The sequence below is a fragment of the Streptomyces sp. 891-h genome, from assembly GCF_022760275.1.
GTDB classification, from domain to species: domain Bacteria; phylum Actinomycetota; class Actinomycetes; order Streptomycetales; family Streptomycetaceae; genus Streptomyces; species Streptomyces spirodelae.
The window spans coordinates 984,132-1,005,599 of record NZ_CP050693.1 but is presented as its reverse complement, the minus strand read 5'-3'; the positions used below and the strand labels follow the sequence as shown (position 1 = coordinate 1,005,599).

The window sequence follows — 21,468 nt, the reverse complement described above, 5'->3', positions numbered from 1 at the left end:
TCTCCGCGCGGGACCTCTCTCCGCGCCGGACCCGGCGCGGGCCGGGCCCGGCCGGCCGCCGGGCGCTGGCGTCAGTGCGGGTGCGGCCCCTCGTGGTGCACGGGGCCGTGCGGCGCCTCGCAGTGGCCCGACGAGAGGCTGGACAGCGCGTGGGCGCCGGCCGGCATCCGGTCCGCGTGGTCGATCTGGAGGGTGGTGTGGGTCAGACCGTGCCGCTCGGCCAGCATCCGGTCCAGGTCGCGGCGGACGCGGTGACAGTCGCCGCCCGGTTCGACCAGGATGTGCGCCGACAGCGCGGGCTCGCCCGAGGTGATCGTCCAGATGTGCAGGTCGTGCACCTCGGTCACGGACTCCGCCGCGGCCAGTTCGTCGCCCACCTCGTCCGGGTCGAGGCCCACCGGCGCCGCCTCCAGGAAGATGCGGCCCGAGTCGCGCAGCAGCCCGTACCCGGCCTTGAGCATCAGCCCGACGACCAGCAGCGTGGCGATGGCGTCGGCCCGCGCGTAGCCGGTGACCAGGACGACGAGACCGGCGACAGCGGTGCCGATGAAGGCGAACAGGTCGTTGAGGATGTGCTGGTAGGCGCCCTCGACGTTGAGCGAGGAGCGGTTCGCGCGCGACAGGCACCAGGTGGCCAGGAGGTTCACCACGATGCCCACCAGCGCCGTGGTGACCACCATCCAGCCGGTGACCTCGGGCGGGTCCAGCAGTCGGCGTATCGCCTCGTAGGCCAGCCAGACGGCGGCCAGTATCAGTGTGAGCCCGTTGGCGTGCGCGGAGAGGATCTCGGCGCGCTTGAGGCCGAAGGTGTAGCCGCCGCGCGCGGGCCGTGCCGACAGCCGCATCGCGACCAGGGCCAGCACGATCGAGACCGCGTCGGTGAGCATGTGCGCCGCGTCCGACAGCAGCGCCAGGGAGCCCGCCAGCACGGCGACCGCCGTCTCGACGACGATGAACACGCTGATCAGCGCGAGCGCCATCGAAAGCCAGCGGTGGTCGGCCCCCGCGGTCACCCCGTGTGTGTGCCCGGCATGGCCGTTCCCATGGCTGTGCCCCGGCTGTCCCTGCCCGTGCTCGGCTCTCGCGCCCACGGTGTTCCTCTCCCTCGGTGCCCCTCCCTCGGCGGCCGGTGGCCGCCGCCCGGCGGTGCGGGCTGAGTGCAGTGAAACCCACCGCGCCCCGGGGGTGCAAAGGCTGCACCGGTGACCGTTGTCAAAACCGATAACACGGCGCTGACCTGCGCTTTCTTTATGATTTCCGTTGTCGGTCCGGCCCTGGCCCGGCGGAGGTGAGAAGCTGGCGGCAGCCAGTGATCGACTCAGCGGGACGAGCGGTGGGAGTGGGAGATGGACCGTAGCCCCCAGGAAGCCGCCGCCGAGGCCGCGCTCGCCGAGCTGGACCTGCCGGCGAAGGTGGCGCTGCTCGGGGGCACGGACATGTGGTCGGTCGGCCCGGACGGCGCGCTGTCCCCCGCCGGGTTCGGCAGGCTCGTCCTCTCCGACGGGCCGGCCGGGGTGCGCGGCGAGAACTGGTCGCCCGAGGACCCCAGCACCGCGCTGCCGTCCCCCACCGCGATCGGCGCCACCTGGGACCCGGAGGCGGCCCGTACCGCCGGGCTGCTGCTCGCCCAGGAGGCCCGCCGCAAGGGCGCGCACGTCGTGCTGGCCCCCACCGTCAATCTGCACCGCACCCCCTACAGCGGCCGGCACTTCGAGGCGTACTCCGAGGACCCGCAGCTGACGGGGGTGCTGGGCGCCGCGCTCGTCGCCGGTCTCCAGCGGGGCGGGGTCGCGGCGACGCCCAAGCACTTCGTGGGCAACGACGCGGAGACCGACCGCTACACCGTCGATGTACGCGCCGACGGCCGGACCCTGCGCGAGCTGTACCTCGAACCCTTCGAACGCATCGTGCGCACCGCACGCCCCTGGGTCGTCATGGCGGCGTACAACAGCGTCAACGGGGTGACGATGAGCGAGCACGACGTGCTCAACAACGGGGTGCTGCGCGGCGAATGGGGCTTCGACGGGGTACTGGTCTCCGACTGGACCGGCGCCCGCTCCACCCTCGGCTGCGTACGCGGCGGCCTGGACCTGGCCATGCCGGGCCCGGACACCGTCTACGGCGAACACCTGGTCGCCGCCGTCCGCGAGGGCCGGGTGGCTCCGGAGACGGTCGATGTGCTCGCCCGCCGGGTGCTGCTGCTCGCGGCCCGCGTCGGGGTTCTGGACGGCGTGCCGCCCGCCGTGCCCGCCGCCGAGCTGCCCGCGCCGCTCGATGGCGCCGCCACCGTACGCGGCCTCGCTGCGCGGTCCTTCGTCCTGCTGCGCAACGAGCCCGCCGCCGACCCGCTGCTCCCGCTCGCCGTCGCCGGGACCGAGCCCTCCGAGGCCGAGCCCTCCGAGGCCGAGCCCTCCGAGGCGGAGCCCTCCGGTGCGGAGCTCCCCGGAGGCACCGTGCGCCGGATCGCCGTCAGCGGACTGCACGCCTCAGCGCTGCGCTTCGGGGGCGGGGGCAGCTCCCAGGTCTTCCCCGAGCGCGTCCGCACCCCGCTGGAGGCGCTGCGCGCGGCGCTGCCGCCCGGTACCGAGGTGTCCTACGAGCCGGGACCCGACCCCCGCTCCCGGCTCGCCGCCGCGACCGAGGCCGACGGCTTCCGGCTGACCGCCGTCCTGCACGGCCTGGACGACGCCGAGCTGGCCCGGGTGGAACAGCGCGACGGCAGCGTGCGCTGGATGGGCAGCCTGCCCGGCGGGGTCTCCTTCGCCGATCTGGGCCGCGTTGAGCTGCTCGGCTCCTTCACACCGGGCGAGACGGGCACCCACCGGCTCGCGGTGCGCGGCGTCGGCCACTTCCGGCTGGAGGCGGGGGACCGGGTGCTCTACGACGCGGAGCTCCAGGCCGAGAGCGACGATCCGGCAGCCGCCTTCCTCAACCCGCCCCAGCGCACCTTCCTGCTGGACGCGGAGGCGGGCGAACCGCTGCCCGTCCGCCTCCTGCACTCCGTCCCCGCGTACGGCGTGGGCGGCCTGTTCGGGCTGATCTCCTTCGAACTCGGCTACGGTGCGCCCGCCGTCTCCGAGCAGGAGCTGACCGAGCGTGCGGTGCGCGCGGCGGCCGAGGCGGACTGTGCCGTGGTGTTCGTCGGCACCACGGACGAGTCCGAGGTCGAGGGCGTCGACCGCGAGAGCCTCGCCCTGCCGGGCGGCCAGGACGAACTGGTCTCCCAGGTGGCCAGGGCCAACCCCCGCACCGTTGTGGTGGTCAACGCGGGCGCGCCCGTGCTGATGCCGTGGCGCGAGGACGTCGCCGCCGTACTGCTGTGCTGGTTCCCTGGCGAGGCGGGCGGCGAGGCGCTGGCCGATGTGCTGCTGGGCGCCGCGGAGCCCGGCGGGCGGCTGCCGACGACCTGGCCCGACGCCGAGGACGACCCGCCGGTGCGCCAGGTCGTCCCCGACAGCGACGGCCGGCTCCCGTACGCGGAGGGGCCGTACATCGGCTACCGCGCCTGGCGGCACCGCTCGGCCGGCGGCCGGGGGAGGGGCGCCGCCGCGCCCGAGCCCGCCTACTGGTTCGGGCACGGGCTGGGCTACACCCGGTGGGAGTACGAGTCGCTGAACATCACCGCGCTGGACGGCGCCCGGGGTGACGACCCGTACGCGGCCGTAGCGCGGGTCACCGTCCGGGTCCGCAACAGCGGGAAGCGCACCGGCCGCGAGGTCGTCCAGCTGTATCTCGGCCCCGAGGGCCCGGAGCGCAGGCTGGCGGCCTTCACCGTGGTCGAAGCGGCCGCGGGCGAGGTGGCCGAAGCCCGGCTGGAGGTTCCGCTGCGCGCCGTACAGACCTGGGACGACGCCCGGCTGACCTGGCATCCGGCCGAGGACCCGCACACCTTCGCGGTGGGCCGCAGCGCGGTCGACATCCGGCTGGCGGCCGAGCTGGCGCTGTGGAAGTAGCCCCGGGGCCGGCTCAGCGGGCGCGCTCTCCCGCGTCCCGCAACTCGGCGCGGAAGGCGCCGGGGGTGGTGCCGGAGCGCTGGTGGAAGAACTTGGCGAAGTTGGTGGCGTCGGCGAAGCCGAGCGCGGCGGCGATCCGCGCCGCTGAGCGGTCGGTGTGTGCCAGGAGGCGCTTGGCCTCCAGGATGACGCGGCGGTCCACGAACTCCTTGGCGCCCAGTCCGGCCGCGGCGCGGGTGGCACGGGAGAGGGTGCGCGGCGAGTAGCCCAGCGCGTGCGCGTAGTCGGCGACGCGCCGGGTGCGGGCGAAGTCCTTCTCCACAGCGGCGCGGAACCGGCGGAACGTCTCCGAAGAGGCGACCGTGTCCAGGCCCTGCTCTTCCGCCCCCGCCAGCCGTACCAGCCGCAGCAGCAGGACCCCCAGCAGATGACGCAGTACCTCCGTGTGGGCGGCGCGGGCGGCCGGGGCGCGCCCGGCGGCGAACTCGAACCGCAGATGGTCCAGCGCGATACGCACCGCGCGCGCTTCCTCGTCGTAGGGGTGCCGGGACACCGCGCCGGTGGCCTCGTCCAGTCCGACGGCCGCTGCCGTCGCCGGGTCCGGAAAGGCGGGCTGGAAGAGGATCAGCGTGCCCTCGGCTTCCGCCACGTCCTCGTACTGCTGCACCTGCCCCGGGCGCACCCACAGCCAGGCGCCGGGCCCTGTGGTGTGCCCGGAGAAGTCGACCGACTGGCGCAGCGTTCCCGACTCCACGGCGAAGAGCTGGTGGAAGCCGGGCCGCTGGGGGTCGGCGAGCCGCTGGCCGCCGCGCGCCGCACGGTCGCGCAGTTCGGACAGCGTCATCACCTCGACGCCCGTGGTCGCGACGCCCGGCGGCGGGGCATACGGGAGCTCGGGGATCGCGGCCGACGCCGGTGCGGCTGGGTGTCCGTTTCTCACCATGGCTGGTCGTGACCTTACCTCGCGGCGCCGCCGCTGCCCGGTTAGCTTCGAGGTGTCGTCCTTCCCGCGCGGAGGACGCGGCCGCGAGCGTGGCGGAACATGCCACCCGGCCGACGCCCACCCCCACCCGTACGCAGCAACAGGAGTACCGCCATGGCGAACATCGCCGTCTTCGGGGCCAACGGCAACATCGGCAGCAGGATCGTGCGCGAGGCGCTCGACCGCGGACACCAGGTGGTCGCCGTCGTCCGCGACCCCAGCGGGTTCGTCGCCTCCCGGGAGGCGGTCACGGTCACCACCGGCGATGTGCTCTCGCCCGAGTCCGTCGCGGCTGTCGGCGGGAACGCCGACGTCGTCGTCAGCGCGGTCGGCGGCAAGGACGGCCCCGGCCACCTGGCGACCATCAGGCCCGCCGCCGAGTCGCTGGTGACCGGGCTGCGGTCGCTCGGCTCCGGGGCGCCCTCGCTGGTGTTCGTCGGCGGCGCGGGGTCGCTGCGCAAGCCCGACGGCTCCCAGGTGTGGGACACCGAGGGGCTTCCCGAAAGCATCCTGCAGATCATGCACGCGCACGGGGAAGCGCTGGAGTTCCTGCGCGGCGTCCATGACGTGCGCTGGACCAACATCAGCCCCGCGGCGATGATCGAGCCCGGTGAGCGCACGGGGACGTACCGCATGGGCAAGGACGACCTCGTGGTGGGCGAGAACGGCGAGAGCCACATCTCCATGGAGGACTACGCCGTAGCCGTGCTGGACGAGATCGAGAACCCGCGGCACGTGAGGGAGCGGTTCACCGTGGGCTACTGAGCCCGCGGCGAGTTCCCCGCGCCCCTCAGGGGCGGCGGGCTACGGCAGCCGCCGGTCCATCGCTGCCCGGCCTTCCGCAGCGAGCCGTTCGCGGGCCCACTGCAGGTTCTCCTCCGACAGGTCTCGGCCGGAGGCGAGGACCAGGTCCTCGGGTGTCGGTTCGCTCTCGGGGGCGGCGTGCAGGATGGCGTCCGGCGACGTCCCCTCGTAGCGCTGGCGGAACTTCGCGATCTGGCCTTCGGAGTCCACGACTCGCGCCTTTCCGGTGTAGAACGGGTGACTCTCCGAGGAGATCTCCACATCGACGACCGGGTACGTACGCCCGTCGTCCCACTCGATCGTGGTGTCGCTGGTGGCCGTCGAACGCGTCAGGAACGCGTAACCGGCCGCCCGGTCACGGAAGACCACCTCGCGGTAGTCGGGGTGAGTATCTGACTTCACAAGTCGCTCCTTCCCCCGCTTGCAGGGCGCCCCATCCAGGTTACGTCCGTACCCCCGGTGCGGCATCCCGCCTGGTGGGCCGCCCGCCCGGCCGGTTCCGACGTGCGGACCCGGGAGGGCGGCGGGATGCTGGAGTGCGCGGTCGTCGTCCCCTTCCGGAACGAGGTACGGATGCGCACCAACGACCTGACCAACGAGGTCCTCGCCACTCTGCGGAAGCCGCGCCCCTACCCCGCGGTCACCCTGGTGCTGCCCACCCACCGCACCAAGCCGGACAAGCTGCAGGACCCGGTGCGGCTGCGCAATCTCATCGCCGAGACCGGGCGGCGGCTCGCCGAGGACCCGCTGGTCCCGGCGTCGGCGCGGGCCGATGTGATCAAGCAGCTGGAGCAGGCCGAGAACGAGCTGGATCCGACGTACGCGCTCGACACGCTCGTCGTCTTCGCGGCGCAGGGCGAGCACCAGTTCTGGCACCTGCCCCGGCGCTCGGGCGCCGAACGCATCGTCATCAACGACACCTTCCTCACCCGCAATCTGGTCGCGGCCCGCGCCCAGAACCGCCCCTACTGGGTCCTCACCTTCGACGAGGAGAAGGCCAGGCTGTTCAGCGGCGTGGGCGAACAGCTCACCGAGGAGCAGCGGTTCGGCTTCCCCGTCGAGCACGAGACCGAGCTCTCCGAGCGCGAGCGGGCCTCCCGCACCGGGGACTTCACCACCGGCTACCGGGACGAGGCGGCACTTCAGCACCTGCGGGACGTGGACGCGGGCCTCTCCAAGGTGCTGGAGACGGAACCTCGTCCCCTGCTGATCGCGGGGCTCCAGCACGGGCTGACGGCGCTGGCCGACGTCGGGACGCACGCGGCACGCAACGCGCTGGCCACCGTCCCCAAGGGCGGTCTGGCCAACGCGCGGCCCTCGGTCGTCCACGAGGCCGTCGCACCCGCGCGGGCCGAACTCCTGCGGGCCAGGGCCGACGAGGCGCTCGCCCGGCTCGGTGAGGCGATCGGCCGCAAGGAGTTCGTGGTGGGGATCGACGAGGTGTGGCGGGCCGCCAAGGAGGGGCGGCTCTCGCTGCTGGTCGTCGAGGAGCCCTACCGGCAGAAGGTGCGGCTGACCGGCGGTCACCTCTCGCCGGCCGCCGACGACGCGGTGAGCGACGAGTCGGGCGAGGTGTTCGACGACATCGTGGACGAGACGGTGGAGTGGGCGCTGTCCACCGAGGCCGAGGTGGTCTTCGTGGCCGACGGCGCGCTGGCCGAGCACGACAGGATCGCGGGCGTCGTCCGCTACACATGGGCCGGCTAGGGGCCGCTGGGTGCGCGGGGGAGCGGACGGCCTAGGGTCGGCGGCCGTGACCGAGGACAACACCGACACCGCACACGACGACGGGCCACGGCGCGCGCTCCTGTGGTACGCGGCGGCGACCTTCGTCTTCGCCGTCGGTATGGCGGGCACCACGCTGCCGACCCCGCTGTACGGGCTCTACCGGCAGGAACTCGGCTTCGGTGAGCTGATGGTGACGGTCGTCTTCGCCGTCTACGCGGTCGGCGTGATCGTCGCCCTGCTGGTGGCCGGTGACTTCTCCGACAAACTGGGACGGCGGCCCGTGCTGTTCGCGGCTCTCGCCCTCTCGGCGGCCAGTGCCGGATGCTTTCTGCTGGAGGGCGGGCTGCCGCTGCTGTTCGCGGGGCGGCTGCTGTCCGGGTTCGCGGCCGGCCTGTTCAGCGGGGCCGCGACCGCGACCGTCCTGGAGCTGGCGCCCCGCGGCAGCCGGGGCTTCGCCGCCACCGCCGCGAACATGGGCGGACTGGGCTGTGGACCGCTGTTGGCCGGCCTCCTCGCGCAGTACGCGCCCCGCCCGCTGACTCTCCCCTTCGCCGCGCATCTGGCGCTGCTGGCCGTCGCCTCGGTGCTGACCTGGGCGCTTCCCGAGACGGTCAGGGCGCCCAGCCCCCGGCCCGCGCTGCGGCCGCGCGGGATGGAGGTGCCGCGTCAGGTGCGGCCGGTCTTCCTCCCCGCCGGGCTGGCGTGCTTCACGGGCTTCGCCGTCTTCGGCCTGTTCACCGCCGTCTCGCCGGGCTTCATGAGTGGGACGTTGCACATCGCGAATCTGGCGGCCTCCGGTGCTGTCGTCTTCTCCGTCTTCTGCGCCTCGCTGCTCGGACAGTCGCTCACCGGCCGGTTCGGCGCCGCGGTGGCGCTGCCGCTGGGCTGTCTGGGACTGGTCCTGGGGATGGCGCAGGTGGGCCTTTCGCTGCTGGTGAGTTCGCTCGCTCTGCTGGTGACGGGAGCGCTCACCGGAGGCATCGGGCAGGGCCTGGCGTTCCGTTCGGCCATGGCTGCGGTCAGCGCCAGGGCACCCGAGGAGCACCGGGGCGGCACCATCTCCGCGCTGTTCGTCGTCGCGTACCTGGGCATCTCACTGCCGGTCGTCGGGGTGGGAGCGCTCAGCACCGGGCTCGGACTGCGCAACGCGGGACTGGTCTTCTCCGGCTGCGTGGTGCTGCTCGCCTCCAGTGTCGGCGCCCAGTTGTGGCGGACCAGGAAGGCGGAGGCGGCGGCGCTCGCCACGACCGGCTGAGGCGACTCGCCACGACCGGCTGAGGCGACTCGCCACGACCGGCTGAGGCGGGGGAGGCGGTCCGGCTGCTCCCCGGCCGGTCAACTCGGCTGCGCCGGCGGCGGAATGAACCCTTGTCCCGGGCCGCTGAGCGCGTGTAGCGTCCCGCCACGTCAGGACATCCCATGTCCTACGTCTGATCTTTCCGGCGGCCGAGGGGCGCTCCGCGATGGCGGGACTGACGAGACGCGACGGCAGGACGCTCTTCGCCGCCTGGCTCGGATACCTCATGGACGGCTTCGACTTCGTCCTGATCACCCTGGTGCTGACGGAAGTTGCCGACACCTTCGAGCTGTCGACCGTGACGGCGGCGACGCTCGTCTCGGCCGCCTTCATCTCCCGCTGGTTCGGCGGCCTGGCCATCGGCGCCGTGGGCGACGGGTACGGCCGCAAACCCGCGATGATCCTCAGCATCGTGCTGTACTCGGTCGGCTCCCTGGCCTGCGGACTGTCCTGGGGCTACTGGTCGATGTTCGCCGCGCGGCTGCTGCTCGGCCTCGGCATGGCCGGAGAGTACTCTGCGAGCGCCACCTACGTGATCGAGAGCTGGCCCGCCGCCGCCCGTAACCGCGCCAGTTCACTGCTGATCTCCGGGTACGCGGTCGGCGCCATCGTCGCCGGGCAGCTCTACCGCTTCGTGGTGCCCGCCTGGGGCTGGCGGGCGATGTTCTTCCTCGGCGTCATCCCCATCGCACTCGCCCTGTGGATGCGGCGCGGGCTGAGGGAGTCCACGGACTGGGAGCAGGCCCGTGCCGCCGCCACCGGCCGCGGCACGGGGAACACGGCTGCCGCGCAGCCCGACTTCGTCTCCGTGCTCTACCGCGGTCGCCACGCACTGCTCAACCACGCCGTCACCCTCGCCGTTGGGCTGAGCCTGTTCCTGCTGTTCACCGAGCGGGCCGGGCGCCTCACCTGGCCGCTGGCCGCTCTCGCCGCCGCCGGATTCGTGTTGTTCGCCGCGCAGTTCGCCGGGCGCCGTACGCCGATGATGGTGACGCTGATGATCACCGTCTTCTGCGCGTTCCTGTACTCCTGGCCCATCCAGGCGCTGCTGCCCACCTACCTCAAGAAAGACCTGGACTTCTCGCCCGGCACCGTCAGCGACATGCTCTTCTTCGCCGGATTCGGGAACGTGGCCGGATGTGTGCTGGTGGGCTTCCTCGGCGACCGGTGGGGCACCCGGCGCACCTATGTGGCCTCGCTGTGCGTGTCGATGCTCTTCGTACTGCCGGTCTTCGCCATGGACAGCGGCCAGACGGTCTGGCTGGCCCTGCTGCTGTTCTTCCAGCAGATGTTCGCGCAGGGCATCTCCGGGCTGCTGCCCAAGCTGATCGGCGGCTACTTCCGCACCCCGGAGCGGGCGGCGGGGCTCGGCTTCACCTACAACGTCGGCTCCCTCGGCGGCGCGGTGGCGCCCGTGCTGGGCGCCTCCCTGGCGGGCGGACACAGCCTGGGCCCCTCACTCGCCTGGCTGACGTTCTCCCTCACCCTGGTGGTGATCGTGCTGATCGCCGTCGACGCGCCGCTGCGGGTGCAGCAGCTCTTCCGGGCGGACACGCCGGTCGCGGCCGTCGATTCTCCGCCGGTTCCCCGCAGCCGGGCTCCCCGCCGTCGCGGCGGGAAGAATGTCGCGGCGGAAGACGATTGGTTCGCCGCCGAACACGATTGACTCGCTGCCGAGCACGACTGAGGAGACACCGACCCGATGACCGTCCGCCCGCACTCCGGTCCCGCCACTCCCGGCCGTTCGGCTCTCAGCGGGGTGATTCCCCCGCTGTGCACCCCGCTGACCGAGGCCGGGGAGCTGGATGTGGCCTCGCTCCGGCGGCTGTGCGCGTTCCTGCTCGACGCCGGGGTCGACGGCCTCTTCGTCAACGGCTCGACCGGTGAACTCGCCTACCACACCGACGAGGTGCGGCTGGCGGCGCTGCGCACCGTACGCGAGGTGGCCGGCGGCACCGTCCCCGTCCTGGCCGGCGCCGTCGACATGACGACCAACCGGGTCGTCGCGCAGGCGCGCGCCGCGCGGGACGCGGGCGCGGACGCCGTGGTGGCCACCGTGCCCTTCTACTCGCCCACCCACCCGGGGGAGATGGCCGACCACTTCCGCGCGGCGCGGGACGCGGTCGGCCTGCCGCTGTGGGCGTACGACATCCCCGGGAACGTCCAGCGCAAGCTCCCCGCCGAGGTCGCGGCCGAGCTCGCAGCCGACGGAGTGCTGGCCGGTCTCAAGGACAGCAGCGGCGATCTCGACCAGCTGCGCACCCTCCTGGGCCTCACCGAGGCCAACGGCGCACGCGCCGACGGCTTCTCGGTGCTCACCGGCTCCGAGACGATGGCCGACACCGCCCTCGCGCTGGGCGCCGACGGCATCGTGCCCGGCCTGGGCAACGTCGACCCGCACGGCTATGTCGCCCTGTACCGGGCGATGCGGCGCGGCGACACCCTGGCGGCCGCAGCCGAACAGGAGCGGCTGCGCGGGCTGTTCGGGCTGACCCGGGTGGGCGATCCCGCCCGGCTGGGCAGCTACTCGGCGGCCATCGGCGCGTTCAAGGAGGCACTGTGCCGGCGTGGGATCATCGCCACGGCCACCACTCCGCTGCCGATGCGCCCCCTGGACGGCGAGGAGCGCGCCGCGGTGGCACGCTGCCTCGCCGAGGCGGAGCTGGGGCCGGTGTGACTCCTGGGCGTCGGCCCCGGGCCGGGCCCCGTGCTGAGCCCCGGGCGTAGTTCTGGCGGGTGGTCACCGCGCCGAATAGCCGCCGTCCACCAGGTGGTAGCTGCCCTGGATGAAGGAGGCGCGCTCGGACAGCAGGAACGCGGTCAGTTCGGCCACCTCGTCGGCCGTCCCCAGGCGGCCCTGCGGGTGCAGCGCGATCAGGCGTTCCCGCGTCGCCCGGTCCGTCCCGCGCAGCAGCGGGGTGTCGATGAAGCCGGGGCCGACGGCGTTGATCCGTACCCCCTGGTCGGCGTATTCGAGGGCCGCCGTCTTGGTGAGGCCGACGACGCCGTGCTCGGCGGCCGCACACGCGGGACTGCCCGCGAAGCCGTTGCCGCCCAGGACGGACGCCACGTTGACGATCGCGCCCCGGCCCGCCGCCGACATGACCGGGAGCTGGTACCGCAGCCCGTGGAAGACTCCGCCGAGATTGGTCGCGATGATCCGGTCCCAGGCCGTGACCTCGTACTCGCCGGTGGGCATCGAGGGCCCGGCCACCCCCGCGTTGTTCACCGCGAGGTCGAGCGAGCCGAAGGCCTCGGTGGTGAACCGCACGGCCTCCCGGACGGAGTCCGGCTCGGTGACGTCGACGACCAGCGCCTCCGCGCGCGCCCCCGCGGTCTCCAGCTCACCGGCGGCGAGCTGGGCGGCGTCCTCGTCGTAGTCGGCGACGACCACCGAGGCGCCCGCGTGCGCCAGCCGACGGGCCACGGCCAGCCCGATGCCGGAGGCGGCGCCGGTGATCAGTGCGGCCCTGCCCGCGAACTCGCCGCCCATCCGCTCGACCTTCCGCTCGGTGACCGCTGCGGCCACTCTCTCTCCCCGCGCCGTGGGCCGCACCGCCGCGGGCGTCATCCGGGTGAGCGCCCCGCCGGGGCACGGCCGTGCGCCGTACGGAGGGTTCCAGCTTGCGCGGTGCGCGTGGTACGCGTGACATGGCGGTGACGGCACCGCCGCCCCGCCCTCCGCCCGCCCGCACCCAAGGACCCGGTATGACACCTCTGCAACTGGTCTCCCGCCCGCTGCTCGGCGCTTTCTTCGTCAACGCGGGATGGGGGACGCTGAGCAAGCCCGAGCCTCCGGCCGAGATGGCGGCGCCCTTCCTGGACAAGCTGCGCGAGAGGGTCCCGCTGTCGGGTGACGATGTGACGCTCGTACGGGTGAACGCCGCCGTTCAGGTCGTGGCCGGCGCACTGCTCACCGCCGGGCGCCTCCCGAGGACCTCGGCGCTGGCGCTGGCCGCGTCGCTGCTGCCCACCACCTTGGCCGGGCACCCGTTCTGGGAGGAGGACGATCCGGGACAGCGGGCGTCCCAGCGCATTCACTTCGGCAAGAACGTCGCCATCATGGGCGGGCTGCTGTCCGTTGTCAGCGACGCCAACCATCAGGCGATGGCCCACGTGCTGCGGGCCCGCGCCAAGGCGCGCAAGCGCCTGAAAGGGAGCAAGGCGCCCTTGCCCCGCTGAGGGGGTGCCCCTCAGCCCTGTGCGGCCCTCAGTACGCGGTCCGCGGCGTGGACCGAGTCCACCAGCGGGTGGAGGGCCAGAGCCCTCAACGCGGCACGCGGCGAATGGTCGACGGCCGCCTCGATGGTGCTGCGCTCGACAGCCTTGAGCTGCAGCATCAGCCCGAGCTGGTCCGGCGCCACGGGCCCGGCCGCCAACGGCCGGGCACCCCCGGCGTCGACCAGACACGGCACCTCCACCACGGCATCGCCGTCAAGACCGGGCACGGCCCCCCGGTTGCGGACATTGAGAATGAGCGTCGTGCGCTCGTTCCGCGAGATGGCCCGCATCAGCGCCAGTGCGACGCGGTCGTAGCCGCCGCCGTCCAGATCGCAGCTGTCGCGCTGCCAGCCGCCGGACGCCTCGCGGCTCTCGGCCATATAGGTCTCCTCGCGTTCCCGGCGGGTGTCCTCCCAGGTCTGGAAGGCGCTCCCGCCGCCGTCGCCGTCGGCCAGCTTCGCGTAGAAGCCCTCCTGCTGCCGGGCGAGGAACTCGCCCCTGGTGGCGTCGGCCTCGCGGATCGCGGTGAGCGCCTCGCGGTGGTGGTAGTAGTAGTGCAGATATTCGTTGGGCAGGGCGCCCAGCGCGCCCAGCCACTCGGCGCCGAAGAGCTTGCCCTCCTCGAAGGACTCCAGGGCGGGAGCGTCGGCCAGCAGCGCGGGCAGCCGGTCGGTGCCGTTCACCACGATGCGGCGCAGCCAGCCGAGGTGGTTGAGGCCCACATAGTCGAACTCGGCACGGTCGGGGTCGGCGCCGACGGCCCGCGCGGCGCGGCGGCACAGCCCCACGGGGGAGTCGCAGATCCCGATGACGCGGTCGCCCAGCACGCGGCTCATCGCCTCGGTGACCATCCCGGCGGGGTTGGTGAAGTTGATGACCCAGGCGCGCGGGGCGAGTTCGGCGACGCGTTCCGCGATATGGGTGGCCACGGGTACGGTACGCAGCCCGTAGAGCACTCCGCCCGCGCCGACGGTCTCCTGGCCCAGCAGCCCCTCGGCCAGCGGGAGTTGCTCGTCGCGCACCCGCCCGGCGAGACCGCCGACGCGGATGGCGCTGAAGACGAAGTCGGCACCGGCCAGCGCCTCGTCGAGGTCCGTCGTGGTGCGCACGGCGGGCCTCGGCCCGGTGTGCCGGGCCGCCTGCTCGGCGAGGACCGCGCTGATGGCGTTCAGCCGGCCGGGGTCGGTGTCGTGGAGGACGAGTTCGGTGCAGCGCCCGGCCGCATCCGGGCCCTGTGCGTCGTCCAGCAGCGCACGGTGGACCAGCGGTACGCGGAACCCGCCGCCGCCGAGCACGGTGAGCCGCATTCCGGGAGCGCCCTCGGCGTCCGTCATTCCCGTCATACCTGAACTACCTCCACATCGGCCTCGCGGAACGTGGCGAGGGTGGCCGGGTCGGTCTCCTGGCCGGTGATCAGCATGTCGATGTCGGCGGCCTCGCAGACGCGGGCGCTGCCGGTGCCGGGGAACTTGCGCGCGGTGGCCAGCAGCACCGCCTGGCGGGCCGAACTCAGCATGGCCCGTTTGACGGGGACCTCCACCTCGGTGGTGTCCAGCACCCGGCCGTCGGCCAGGACCCCGCTGGTGCCGAGGAAGACCCGGTCGGCGTAGATCTCGCGAAGCGCGGCCCGGGTGAGCTGGCCGACCAGGGAGCGGTAGTTGCGCCGCACCTCGCCGCCGAGCAGCACGAGGCTCACCTCCGGGTCGGAGCGCAACTCCTCGTAGACGGCGAGGTTGGAGGTGACGACGGTGATCTTCCGGCCGTGCAGCAGGCGCGCCAGTTGCAGGGTGGTGGTGCCGATGTCGAGCAGCACCGTCTCGCCGTTCCGGATCAGCTCGGCGGCCCCGGCCGCGACGGCTTCCTTGGCCGGGAGGTCGTCCACCTCCTCCTCGGCGAAGGGGCGCTCGACGGGTTCGCGGGCGATGGCGCCGCCGTAGACCCGGCGCAGCCGGCCGGCCCCGGACAGGTCGGACACGTCGCGCCGTGCGGTGGCCTCGCTGACCTGGAGCCGCCGGGCGATCTCGACGACCGGCAGCACCCCCTCCTCGCTCAGGAGCCGCAGCAGCTTCTCGTGCCGGGTTTCGCGCAACATGCTCAGCACCCTAGCGCGACTGAGCGTCTTTGCGCGACTATGACCGACCTCTTGCAAGTAGCCGCGAAAGGGTGCAAGGTATCGCTCAAATCAGTCACGGAAAAGCTGAGTTCTGGCCATAGCTGAGAGGGGCGAGTGGCCTTGAGCACCACAACTGGGAGCGCCCTCCCCCAAGTTCTCGACTCCGCTCGAACAGGGGGGACCCCCATCGCACCGACCGGGAGCCGGTTGGACCCGCTGGCCGCCCTCCGCGCGGACGGCGGTCCTGAGACCGATGTCTTCCTCACCGGCACGGTCTTTCTCGACATCGTCTTCACCGGCCTCGACCACGCTCCCGTACGGGGCACCGAGACCTGGGCCCGCGGCATGGGCTCCAGCCCCGGCGGAGTCGCCAACATGGCCACCGCGCTGCGCAGACTCGGCCTGCGCACCGCGCTGGCGGCCGCCTTCGGCGACGACATGTACGGCGACTACTGCTGGGAGGCCCTCTCCGGCAGCGAGGGCATCGACCTGGCGCCCTCGCACCGGGCGAAGGGCTGGCACTCACCGGTCACCGTCTCCATGGCGTACGAGGGCGAGCGCACCATGGTCAGCCACGGCCACGAGGCGCCCAAACCGTGCGTCAGCGTCGCCGCCCGACCGCGCTCCCGGGCCTGCGTCACCTCGCTGTCCCCCGGCCGGGTGGGGGACTGGGTACGGCAGGCACACTCCGAAGGCAGTCTCATTTTCGCCGACACCGGCTGGGACGAGACCGGCGCCTGGGACCCGGACACCCTGGCCGATCTGTCGCTGTGCCACGCGTTCCTGCCGAACGCCACCGAGGCCCTCCACTACACCCGCACCGACACCCCGGAGGCGGCCGTACGGGCGCTGGCCGAACTGGTGCCCGTAGCCGTGGTGACCAAGGGGTCCGGCGGCGCGGTGGCGGTGGACGGGACCACCGGTGAGTACGCGGACGTGCCCGCGCTGGAGGTCGAAGCGCTCGACCCCACAGGAGCCGGGGACGTGTTCATGGCCGGATTCACCACCGCAACGCTGGCCGGCTGGCCGCTCGCCGACCGGCTCGCCTTCGCCAACCTGACCGCGGCGCTGTCCGTGCAGCACTTCGGCGGCTCCCTCTCGGCACCCGGCTGGAGCGAGGTGGCCGCCTGGTGGCAGTACGCGCGGCGGATCGGCGGCCAGAGCCAGGAGGTGATGCGGCGGTATTCCTTCCTGGACGATCTGTTGCCCGGCGGCAGCGGGGAGTGGCCGCTGCTGCGGGCCACGCCCACCATCGGCTTCCGCTCATGAGGGCGCGTGCACCCCTCGGGGGCGCGGGGCTGTGCTCGTTCATGCGGTTCCGCCGCGTGGGCGCGCCAAGCCGAAACGGACCCGCGGTCTGCGACGCGCAGCCAGGGGCAGCCCCTTCCCAGCAACAAGGAGGCGTACGACGATGAAAGCGCACCGGCACCACAGGAGAGGGCAACTTCGCCGCTCGTGCATCGCGCTGGGCGCCCTGCTGCTGGCAGCCGCATGCGTGCCCGGGACCGACGGGTCCGGCGCGGCGGGCTCCCAGGGCGCTGCCGCGACTGCCATACCCGACCCCGGCAAGGCCGGAAAGGTCACCCTCACGGTGTGGGACCAGCAGACCCGCGGCGGCGCGAACGCCCAGATCGAGCGGCTCAACAAGGAGTTCGAGCACAAGTACCCCAACGTCACCATCAAGCGGGTGGCACGCAGCTTCAACGATCTGAAGAAGACCCTCAAGCTCGCCCTGAGCGGCGACAACCCGCCCGATGTCGTCCAGGCCAACCAGGGCTACTCCGACATGGTGGCCTTCGCCCGCGCAGGCATGCTCACCCCGCTGGACAGCTACGCGGGCCTCTACAGCTGGAACACCCGCTTCCCGCAGACCCTGCTCAACCTCAACCGGGTCTCGCCCGACGGCAAGCAGTTCGGCACCGGCCAGCTGTACGGGATCTCCCAGGAGGGCGAGTACATCGGCGTCTACTACAACAAGAAGGTGCTGCGGAAGGCGGGCGTCAAGCCACCGCAGACCTGGCAGGACCTCACAGGAGCGCTGCCGAAGCTGAAGAAGGCCGGACAACTTCCCATCCAGTTCGGCAACCTCGACAAATACCCCGCCATCCACACCTTCGGCGTCCTCCAGGGCCAGGCGGCAGGCAGCGCCGAGCCGGTCCGCGAGACGGTGTTCGGCCGCGGCGGCGGCTTCGACACCGAGGCGACCCGCGAGGCGGCCCGCACCCTCGCCGACTGGGCGGACAAGGGCTACTTCCCCAAGGGCGCCAACGGCAAGGGGTACGACGACGCCGCCAAGCAGTTCGCCGACGGCAAGGGCGCCTTCCTGATCACCGGCACCTGGCAACTTGCCGACCTGCGCGAACCCATGGGCGACGACCTAGGCTTCATGCCGCCGCCCCCGGCCGAGGGGCGGCAGCCGGTCACCACCGGGGGCGAGGGCCTGCCCTGGTCCATCACCTCCAAGTCCGACCACCCCGAAGTCGCTGCCGCCTACCTGGACTTCCTCACCGACGCACACGCCTCGAAGGTGATGACCGAGGAGGGCGTGCTGCCCGTCGTCCCCGGCAAGGCCGCGAAGCAGCTCGACCCGGAAAAGGCCGACGGCCAGATGTTCGCGGGCTGGCAGGAACTGAACGCCGCCGACGGACTGGTGCCCTACCTCGACTACACCACCCCCACCTTCTACGACACCCTCTCCGCCGACCTCCAGGGCGTCCTCAGCGGCAAACTCAGCCCTGGCGATCTCGCCGCGCGGATGCAGAAGGAGTACGCGGAGTTCCGCGCCCAGCAGCGCGCCGACGGCGAGGACGCGAAATGAGCAAGGCGGTCCAGGAGAGGCCGGCGGCGCTGCGCCGCATCACCGCCCGCTACCGGCGCCAGGCACCCGGCGAGCCCCGAGCAGTCGGCTATCTGTACATCCTGCCCGCGCTCGCCGTCTTCGGGGTCTTCCTGCTGTGGCCGCTCGGCCAGACCGCCTGGCTCTCCCTGCTGCACTGGGACGGGCTCACCCGCGCGAGCTGGGCCGGCCTCGACAACTACCGGAACCTGCTCACCGACCCCGAGCTGCGCGCCCCCTTCGCGCACGCCGCGGTGCTTCTGCTGTTCTACGCCGTCCTGCCGGTGGCCATCGGCCTGCTGCTCACAGCGGCGCTGACCCGCTTCCGTATCCGCGGTATGACCTTCTTCCGCACCGTGCTGTTCCTGCCGCAGGTGCTGGCCATGGTCGTGGTCGGTGTCGCCTGGCGCGCGGTGCTGGCCCCCGAGGGGCTGCTGAACGACACCCTGGGCGCCGTCGGCCTGGGCGGCCTGACCCGGTCCTGGCTGGGCGACGACACCTGGGCGCTGCCCGCCGTCGGCACCGTGGGCACCTGGGTGGAGACGGGGCTGTGCCTCGTCCTCTTCCTCGCCGGGGCGCAGCGCATCCCACGGGAGCTGTACGAGGCCGCCCGTATCGACGGCGCCGGACCGGTACGGGAGTTCTTCACCGTCACCCTTCCGGGGCTGCGCGCGGAGGTCGCCGTCGCGCTCACCCTCACCCTGGTGGCGGCGCTGCGCAACTTCGACCTGATCTACATCACCACCAGCGGCGGCCCCGGCAACGCCACCTCAGTACCCGCCTACGAGGTCTACCGCCGGGCCTTCGAGAGCGGCGAGGTCGGCTCGGCCTCGGCCATGGGCATCACGCTCACCGCCGTGATCTTCGCGCTGACCATGGTGGTCACCAGGCTCGTGGAGGGCCGCAGACGATGAACATCTCCCGCACCGAACGCGGCGTCACCTACGGCATCCTGTGCCTGTTCGCGCTGATCGCCCTCGCTCCCGTCGCCGGAATCCTCTCCACCGCGCTGGCCCGCCAGTCCTCGCTGGAGACCGGCTTCGCCCTGCCGGACGGCCTGCACTGGGGCAACTTCGTCGACGCCTGGACCCGCGGCCACTTCGGCACCTACCTGTTCAGCTCCGTGCTGGTGGCCGTCGCCGTGGTGGCCGCCACCACGGTGCTGGCCACGCTCGCCGCCTACGCCTTCGGCACCATGCGCTTCCCCGGTTCCAACTGGCTGTTCTACCTGTTCGTCCTGGGGCTCACCCTCCCGCAGGAAGCAGTGATCGTCCCCCTCTACTTCGACCTGCGGCACTGGGGCCTGACCAACACCTACTGGGGGCTGATCCTGCCGCAGACCGCGCAGTCCCTCGCCTTCGGCGTCTTCTGGATGCGCACGTACTTCCGCAACACGCCGCGCTCCCTGCTGGAGGCGGCCCGCATCGACGGGGCGACCCACTTCTCGACGCTCACCCGCATCCTGGTGCCGATGGGACGGCCCGCCTTCTCCACGCTGACCGTCATCGTCTTCATGTGGACCTGGAACGAGTTCCTGATGGCCCTGGTGATGGTGAGCGACGAGGCCCACCGGACGGTACCGCTGGGCCTCGCGTTCTTCCAGGGCCAGCACGCGTCGGACGCTGCGCTGCTGGCCGCCGCCGCCACGCTGATCGCCCTGCCGGTCGTGCTGGTGTACCTGGTGCTGCAACGCCGCTTCATCCAGGGGATGCTGAGCGGCTCCGCGAAGGAGTGACGGGCGGCGGCCTGCCTTTGGACCCCTGGCAGAGTGGGCCGCTCCCGTTCGTGCGTGGGCAAGGCGAGCGCGAAGGTGGATCACTACTCTGCACGAGTGTTCTCATACGACGAGTTGACCTCACCGGAGCGTGAGTTGTGGGACGCGTTCCCGGCGGGACGCTGCGTGGACCTGCGCACGGGTGTGCCCGAGGAGGACCGTGCCGCCGAGGGTGGGCGTTGGGGCCCTGAACGGACGGTGCGGGCCGCGGTGATGGTGGCGCTCCTCCTGGGCGCGAACACCGGGCAGCCGGGCGCCGTGGCGTGTCTGAGGCTCACCGGGGCGCGGATATCCGGTCACCTCAATCTGGCCGGCGCGCAGGTCGCTTACGCCCTCTGGCTTGAGGACTGCTGGTTCGAGGAGTCGGTTGACCTGCTCGGAGCGTCGGCACAAACCGTCGTGATCACGGGCAGCCACGTACCTGGCATCGAAGCCTATGCGGCCTGCATCGAGGGAACGCTCGACTTGCGGCGCTCCGTGGTGGAAAGCCTCGCTTCCTCACCCTTCAACCACGTGAGCACCGCCCTGTCCCTGAGCGACGCCCGGGTGACTGGCGGCATGCTCCTCAACGGGGCTGAGATCAGCGCGCCCGGCGGGTGGGCCGTGGCCGCAGGCGGCCTGGTCATGGAAGGAGGTGTGACCTGCAGGGGCGGGTTCGTCGTGCGAGGTGAGGTACGGCTGCTGGGGGCGCAGTTGCCGGGCGGACTGTTCATGAAGGGTGCACAGCTGGTGAGCCCCGGCCCGCGCGGGGTGGCGCTCGCGCTGGACAACGCCGCTGCCTCGACGCTCGACTTCTCCGACGGGTTCATGGCGAACGGTACCGTACGGCTGCGGGGCGCCCGGATCTCGAACAACCTGACCTTTGAGGGAGCCGTCCTGAACGGGCCGCCCGACGGGCGCAGCCCGTCCTTGGTCGCGCCTTTGATGCAGGCCGTCGACTTCGACTTCACCCTCGCCCGGTCTCCGTCCGGCAGCGTGGACCTGCGAGGCGCACAGGTGTCCAACCTCCACGACAGCGATCACAGCTGGCCGGACGTGGTGGAGCTGGACGGCTTCGTCTACGGCTCCATCAAGGTGGAGGAGGGCGGCGAGCGCAGGGAAGCAGTGGGGCGGCGGGACTCCGTTGCGCGACGGGTGGCGTGGATTCGGCGAAGCCCCGGCTACAGCCCGCAGCCGTACGAGCAGTTGGCGAGCTGGTACCGGAAGGCCGGCCACGACGACGACGCCCGCCGCGTTCTCCTGGCCAAACAGCGCCATCGGCGCCGAACTCTGCCCTGGGCCGCGCGCATGTGGGGGCACCTGCTCGACGCGACTGTCGGCTACGGCTACCGCCCCTGGCTGGCCGGTGTCTGGCTCCTCGCACTGACCTTGCTGGGTACGCTGTCCTTCAGCGCTCACTCCCCCAGCCCGGTCAAACCAGGTGAAGGCGCCCCGTTCCAGCCCTTCGTCTACACACTCGACCTTCTGGTCCCCATCGGCGGTCTGGGCCAGCGCACGGCCTGGTACTGGCCGAACGACGGCCTCCAGTGGCTGGCTTACCTGCTGATCGCCTTCGGCTGGGTGCTGACGACCGCCGTCATCGCCGGTGTCACCCGCGCCCTGCAGAAGAATTAGATCAGTCATTCCGAAGAGGCGAAGTCATTGATTCGGATGCTGATCCGTCAACGCTTGATTGTTTTTGACGCACAGTCAGTGAGCCGTCATTACTCTGTGGGGCCACTGCTCGGTGTCACAGTTGCGTGATCAGCGCCTGGCGCGAG

At 72.2% G+C, this 21,468-nt stretch carries 17 protein-coding genes and 1 pseudogene; 12 read left to right on the top strand and 6 right to left on the bottom strand.

The annotated features are described in order from the left end of the window. Positions 1 to 71: 71 nt before the first annotated feature. Positions 72 to 1,091 carry a cation diffusion facilitator family transporter gene (locus HC362_RS04510; protein ID WP_243082468.1) on the bottom strand — a complete coding sequence of 340 codons (1,020 nt, stop codon included), beginning with the start codon at positions 1,089 to 1,091 and terminating at the stop codon, positions 72 to 74. 255 nt (positions 1,092 to 1,346) lie between these two features. Here HC362_RS04510 and HC362_RS04505 point away from each other — a divergent pair, with 255 nt between their 5' ends. Further along, complete coding sequence (locus HC362_RS04505) at positions 1,347 to 3,953, top strand: glycoside hydrolase family 3 C-terminal domain-containing protein (RefSeq protein WP_243082467.1); 2,607 nt, start codon at positions 1,347 to 1,349, stop codon at positions 3,951 to 3,953. A 13-nt stretch (positions 3,954 to 3,966) separates the two neighbouring features. Here HC362_RS04505 and HC362_RS04500 read toward each other — a convergent pair whose 3' ends face one another. Beyond that, entirely contained in the window at positions 3,967 to 4,896 is a 930-nt protein-coding gene (locus tag HC362_RS04500) for a helix-turn-helix transcriptional regulator (protein WP_243082466.1), read from the bottom strand. 153 nt (positions 4,897 to 5,049) lie between these two features. Here HC362_RS04500 and HC362_RS04495 point away from each other — a divergent pair, with 153 nt between their 5' ends. Continuing rightward, positions 5,050 to 5,700 (top strand): NAD(P)H-binding protein, encoded by a 651-nt coding sequence (locus HC362_RS04495; RefSeq protein ID WP_243082465.1) that lies wholly within the window; start codon positions 5,050 to 5,052, stop codon positions 5,698 to 5,700. Positions 5,701 to 5,907: 207 nt separating this feature from the next. Here HC362_RS04495 and HC362_RS04490 read toward each other — a convergent pair. Beyond that, a pseudogene (locus tag HC362_RS04490) lies at positions 5,908 to 6,141 on the bottom strand (type B 50S ribosomal protein L31); the annotation flags it as partial. Positions 6,142 to 6,243: 102 nt separating this feature from the next. Here HC362_RS04490 and HC362_RS04485 point away from each other — a divergent pair. The 4 genes from HC362_RS04485 (at position 6,244) to HC362_RS04470 (ending at position 11,441) form a co-directional block, all read left to right on the top strand. After that, positions 6,244 to 7,446 carry a hypothetical protein gene (locus HC362_RS04485; RefSeq protein ID WP_243082464.1) on the top strand — a complete coding sequence of 401 codons (1,203 nt, stop codon included), beginning with the start codon at positions 6,244 to 6,246 and terminating at the stop codon, positions 7,444 to 7,446. Positions 7,447 to 7,546: 100 nt separating this feature from the next. Next, on the top strand, positions 7,547 to 8,722 hold the full coding sequence (locus tag HC362_RS04480) for an MFS transporter (protein WP_279240174.1): 1,176 nt from the start codon (positions 7,547 to 7,549) through the stop codon (positions 8,720 to 8,722). A gap of 208 nt (positions 8,723 to 8,930) precedes the next feature. Continuing rightward, positions 8,931 to 10,430, top strand: coding sequence for a sialate:H+ symport family MFS transporter (locus HC362_RS04475; RefSeq protein WP_279240066.1), 1,500 nt, complete (start codon positions 8,931 to 8,933; stop codon positions 10,428 to 10,430). Positions 10,431 to 10,466: 36 nt separating this feature from the next. Then, positions 10,467 to 11,441, top strand: coding sequence for a dihydrodipicolinate synthase family protein (locus HC362_RS04470; RefSeq protein ID WP_243082463.1), 975 nt, complete (start codon positions 10,467 to 10,469; stop codon positions 11,439 to 11,441). Between the two features lie 63 nt (positions 11,442 to 11,504). On the opposite strand, the gene HC362_RS04465 is transcribed toward HC362_RS04470, so the two are convergent. After that, positions 11,505 to 12,257 carry an SDR family NAD(P)-dependent oxidoreductase gene (locus tag HC362_RS04465; protein ID WP_243088352.1) on the bottom strand — a complete coding sequence of 251 codons (753 nt, stop codon included), beginning with the start codon at positions 12,255 to 12,257 and terminating at the stop codon, positions 11,505 to 11,507. A 215-nt stretch (positions 12,258 to 12,472) separates the two neighbouring features. Between HC362_RS04465 and HC362_RS04460 the strand changes: the two genes are divergently transcribed. Next, positions 12,473 to 12,946, top strand: coding sequence for a DoxX family protein (locus HC362_RS04460; protein ID WP_243082462.1), 474 nt, complete (start codon positions 12,473 to 12,475; stop codon positions 12,944 to 12,946). A gap of 11 nt (positions 12,947 to 12,957) precedes the next feature. Here HC362_RS04460 and HC362_RS04455 read toward each other — a convergent pair whose 3' ends face one another. Together HC362_RS04455 and HC362_RS04450 are read right to left on the bottom strand one after the other, a co-directional pair. Next, a complete protein-coding gene (locus tag HC362_RS04455) occupies positions 12,958 to 14,292 on the bottom strand; it encodes a 6-phospho-beta-glucosidase (protein WP_243088351.1) in 1,335 nt (444 codons plus the stop codon). Between the two features lie 32 nt (positions 14,293 to 14,324). Then, on the bottom strand, positions 14,325 to 15,077 hold the full coding sequence (locus tag HC362_RS04450; protein ID WP_243082461.1) for a DeoR/GlpR family DNA-binding transcription regulator: 753 nt from the start codon (positions 15,075 to 15,077) through the stop codon (positions 14,325 to 14,327). Positions 15,078 to 15,305: 228 nt separating this feature from the next. Here HC362_RS04450 and HC362_RS04445 point away from each other — a divergent pair, with 228 nt between their 5' ends. The 5 genes from HC362_RS04445 (at position 15,306) to HC362_RS04425 (ending at position 21,322) form a co-directional block, all read left to right on the top strand. Then, on the top strand, positions 15,306 to 16,367 hold the full coding sequence (locus tag HC362_RS04445) for a PfkB family carbohydrate kinase (RefSeq protein WP_243082460.1): 1,062 nt from the start codon (positions 15,306 to 15,308) through the stop codon (positions 16,365 to 16,367). A 142-nt stretch (positions 16,368 to 16,509) separates the two neighbouring features. Further along, the gene (locus HC362_RS04440) at positions 16,510 to 17,916 is read left to right on the top strand and encodes an extracellular solute-binding protein (protein ID WP_243082459.1); all 1,407 of its coding nucleotides are present in this window, start codon (positions 16,510 to 16,512) and stop codon (positions 17,914 to 17,916) included. Further along, positions 17,913 to 18,848, top strand: a complete 936-nt coding sequence (locus tag HC362_RS04435; RefSeq protein WP_243082458.1) for a sugar ABC transporter permease — start codon at positions 17,913 to 17,915, stop codon at positions 18,846 to 18,848. The genes HC362_RS04440 and HC362_RS04435 overlap by 4 nt, the downstream gene beginning before the upstream one ends. After that, positions 18,845 to 19,669: a carbohydrate ABC transporter permease gene (locus HC362_RS04430; protein ID WP_243082457.1), complete on the top strand. Its 825-nt coding sequence runs from the start codon at positions 18,845 to 18,847 to the stop codon at positions 19,667 to 19,669. The genes HC362_RS04435 and HC362_RS04430 overlap by 4 nt, the downstream gene beginning before the upstream one ends. A 96-nt stretch (positions 19,670 to 19,765) precedes the next feature. Beyond that, positions 19,766 to 21,322, top strand: a complete 1,557-nt coding sequence (locus HC362_RS04425) for an oxidoreductase (RefSeq protein WP_243082456.1) — start codon at positions 19,766 to 19,768, stop codon at positions 21,320 to 21,322. The last annotated feature ends 146 nt before the right edge of the window (positions 21,323 to 21,468 follow it).